Annotated in this window: 3 protein-coding genes; all 3 read left to right on the forward strand. The window is 33.1% G+C overall.

All coding sequences use genetic code 11. The features are described from left to right. Positions 1 to 66 precede the first annotated feature (66 nt). Positions 67 to 1,155 (forward strand): tryptophan--tRNA ligase, encoded by a 1,089-nt coding sequence (locus tag ACKI5C_RS00660; protein ID WP_407431017.1) that lies wholly within the window; start codon positions 67 to 69, stop codon positions 1,153 to 1,155. A gap of 4 nt (positions 1,156 to 1,159) precedes the next feature. After that, a complete protein-coding gene (locus tag ACKI5C_RS00665) occupies positions 1,160 to 1,744 on the forward strand; it encodes a stage II sporulation protein M (protein ID WP_407431019.1) in 585 nt (194 codons plus the stop codon). Positions 1,745 to 1,825: 81 nt separating this feature from the next. Then, positions 1,826 to 3,037: a threonine synthase gene (thrC, locus tag ACKI5C_RS00670; RefSeq protein WP_407431021.1), complete on the forward strand. Its 1,212-nt coding sequence runs from the start codon at positions 1,826 to 1,828 to the stop codon at positions 3,035 to 3,037. Positions 3,038 to 3,088: the final 51 nt, after the last annotated feature.

Raw genomic sequence — 3,088 nt, forward strand, 5'->3', positions numbered from 1 at the left:
AGTAATTATAAAAATAATTAGTTATTTATTTAATTTAATATAGTTATATGGAATAAGGTGATGAATATGATTAATCCATGGACATCAACAAGTGTAGATTATGATAAATTAATCAATCAATTTGGTATTGAAAAAATTTCAGATATTTTGGGAGAAATTAAGGACCCTCAAAGACTGATGAAAAGAGGAGTGGTCTTTGGACACAGGGAATTTAAGGAAATCAATGATTTAATTAATAAAAAAGAAGATTTTGCAGTTGTAACAGGTATGATGCCAAGTGGACAAATGCACATCGGTCATAAAATGGTGGTTGATCAATTGATTTGGTATCAGCAAAAAGGTGCAATGTTGTCTTTACCGATTGCTGATTTGGAATCATATGCTGCAAGGGATATGAGTTTTGAAAAAGGTAGAAAAATTGCTGTTGAAGAATATTTGACTAACTGGATAGCATTGGGTCTTGATTTGGAACGTGACAATGTTAACGTATATCTTCAATCACAAAATAAATCCTTATTTGATTTGGAATTTAAAGCATCAAGAAAAACTAATTTTAATCAACTTAAAGCAATTTATGGTTTTAATGAATCAACCAATATGGCTCATATGCAGGCTCCTTTAATGCAGGTGGCAGATATTTTACTGCCGCAGATAGAAGAATTTGGAGGTCCAAAAAAGGTTGTAGTGCCTGTAGGTGTTGATCAGGACCCTCATATCAGATTAACAAGAGACATTGCCCACAGGTTAAATGAGGAGCTGGGATTTATTCAGCCCGCATCAACTTATCATAGATTTTTAACTGGTTTAACTGGAGATAAAATGAGCAGTTCAAAACCAAACACTGCAATTTATCTTAATGAAACTCCTGAAGTTGCTGCCAAAAAGGTAAAAACTGCAAAAACTGGTGGAAGAGAATCCCTTAAAGAACAACAGGAATTGGGTGGGGAAGTAGATAAATGTGTAATTTATGAAATGTTGCTTTACCATTTGATTGATGAGGATAGTGAACTTGAAAAAATCAGAGAAGAATGCTTGAGCGGTAGCCTACGTTGTGGTGATTGTAAAGTAAGAACCGCTGAGTTAATGCAGGAATACTTTGAAGATTTAAAAGACAAACAGGTTGAGGCATCTGAAATTGCTAAAACAATTTTATAATGAAGTGAAATTGGCTTTTATTGAAAATAAATTAGCTATTTTAATTTCATTTTTTATTCTTTTTTTCTCTATAATATTGGGATATTTCTTAGAACCTTATTTGTATAGCTATTTTCATCCTGTCGTTAGTGATTTATCGCATAAGGTCGAAACTGGTGTAATACAGTTAACTTTTGCAGACATATTTTTGAATAACATCATAATAATATTTCAGATGTTTATATATGGATTGTTGTTCTGTCTGTCCGTTTTAGTTTTGGCCTATAACGGATTTTTCTTAGGTTACTATATAGCTATTCAAAATAATCTGTTTAGGGTTCTGGCCATGTTAATACCTCATGGAATATTCGAATTAACATCCTGCTTTTTAGCCTGTTCATCAGGTTTGGTGTTGTTTAATTTTCTTTTAAAATTATTTAAATATTATTTGAAAGAAGATTTAACTTTAAAAGAAGCATTCAATAAAAGTTCTGTTAAATTAAAACAATCCATAATCATTTTTGCCGTATCTGTTGTGTTAATGATAATCGCCGGCTTTGTAGAGGTATATTTAACAATTCCAATAGCTTATTTCATATTAGGTCGTTAATTTTCAAGGATAATTTTTTATATTATGATTTAAATAGATAATATAGAATTTTATTTTAATTTAATTTTTTTAGTGATATTTATGATACGTTGTGTTTCATGCGGAGCAGAATATGATGATGACGAAGTGATTTACACCTGTGAAAAATGTGGAAGTGTACTTGAGCTTGTCAGTGACATTGATGTTTCCAAAGATATATTTGATGGTAGAAAAGATACATTATGGAAATTTAAAGAATGTATTCCAGTAGACGAAAGTAAAATTGTTTCTTTGGATGAAGGAGGAACACCTTTCTGCAAATGCGATAAATTAGGCAGCGAACTTGGTGTTAACTTATATGTTAAAGTTGAAGGATCCAACCCTACAGGAAGTTTTAAAGACCGTGGTATGACAGTTGGTATGACTAAAGCTATGGAATTGGGAGTAAGCACTGTTGGTTGTGCTTCAACAGGTAATACTTCTGCTTCTCTTGCAGCTTATGCTGCTCGTGCTGGATTACGCTGTATTGTATTTTTACCTTCTGGAAAAGTTGCTTTAGGTAAATTGGCTCAGGCAATGTTCCATGGTGCTGAAGTAATGTCTATCAATGGTAATTTTGATGAAGCACTTGAAGCTATGACTGCACTTGCTTTAGAAAAGCATCTTTACCTATTGAATTCAATTAACCCTTACAGATTGGAAGGTCAAAAAACTATCGGTTATGAAATTTTAAGAGATCTCGGATGGCAGGCTCCTGATAGGATTATTTTGCCTGTGGGTAATGCAGGAAATATCTCAGCTATTTGGAAAGGTGTATCTGAGTTTTATAATGCAGGCTTTGTTAAAGACTTGCCTATGATGACAGGTATTCAGGCTGAAGGTGCATGCCCTGTTACCAATGCATTTAGAAAAGGTGACAGAAGAGTTGTGCCTGTTGAAAATCCTGAAACCATTGCGACTGCAATTCGTATTGGTGCACCTGTAAGTGACATCAAAGCATTGAATGCGATTTATGATTCAAACGGTTATTCTGAAACTGTAACTGATGAAGAAATTTTAGATGCTCAAAAGTTACTTGCAAGGACTGAAGGTATTGGTGTTGAACCGGCTTCTGCAGCCTCAATTGCTGGTCTTAAAAAATTGGTTGATCAGGGTGTAATTGATAAAGGTGAAACTATTACATGTGTAGTAACCGGACATTTACTTAAAGATCCAAATACTGCTATTGATGCTTGTACTAAACCAACAGAGGTTGATGCAGATATCGATACTTTAAGAAAAATTTTAATGGATAGAGTCTGTAAAATTTTATAGGCCTATTTTATTTTTAGATGTTTTTCAGTCCAATTTTTCATTTGATAGTCT

It is taken from the genome of Methanobrevibacter sp. (assembly GCF_045646045.1).
Classification (GTDB): Archaea; Methanobacteriota; Methanobacteria; order Methanobacteriales; family Methanobacteriaceae; genus Methanocatella.

Coding starts and splice junctions, on each gene's coding strand:
- thrC (WP_407431021.1), top strand. CDS start 1,826: ATGATACGTTGTGTTTCATGCGGAGCAGAATATGATGATGACGAAGTG.
- ACKI5C_RS00660 (WP_407431017.1), top strand. CDS start 67: ATGATTAATCCATGGACATCAACAAGTGTAGATTATGATAAATTAATC.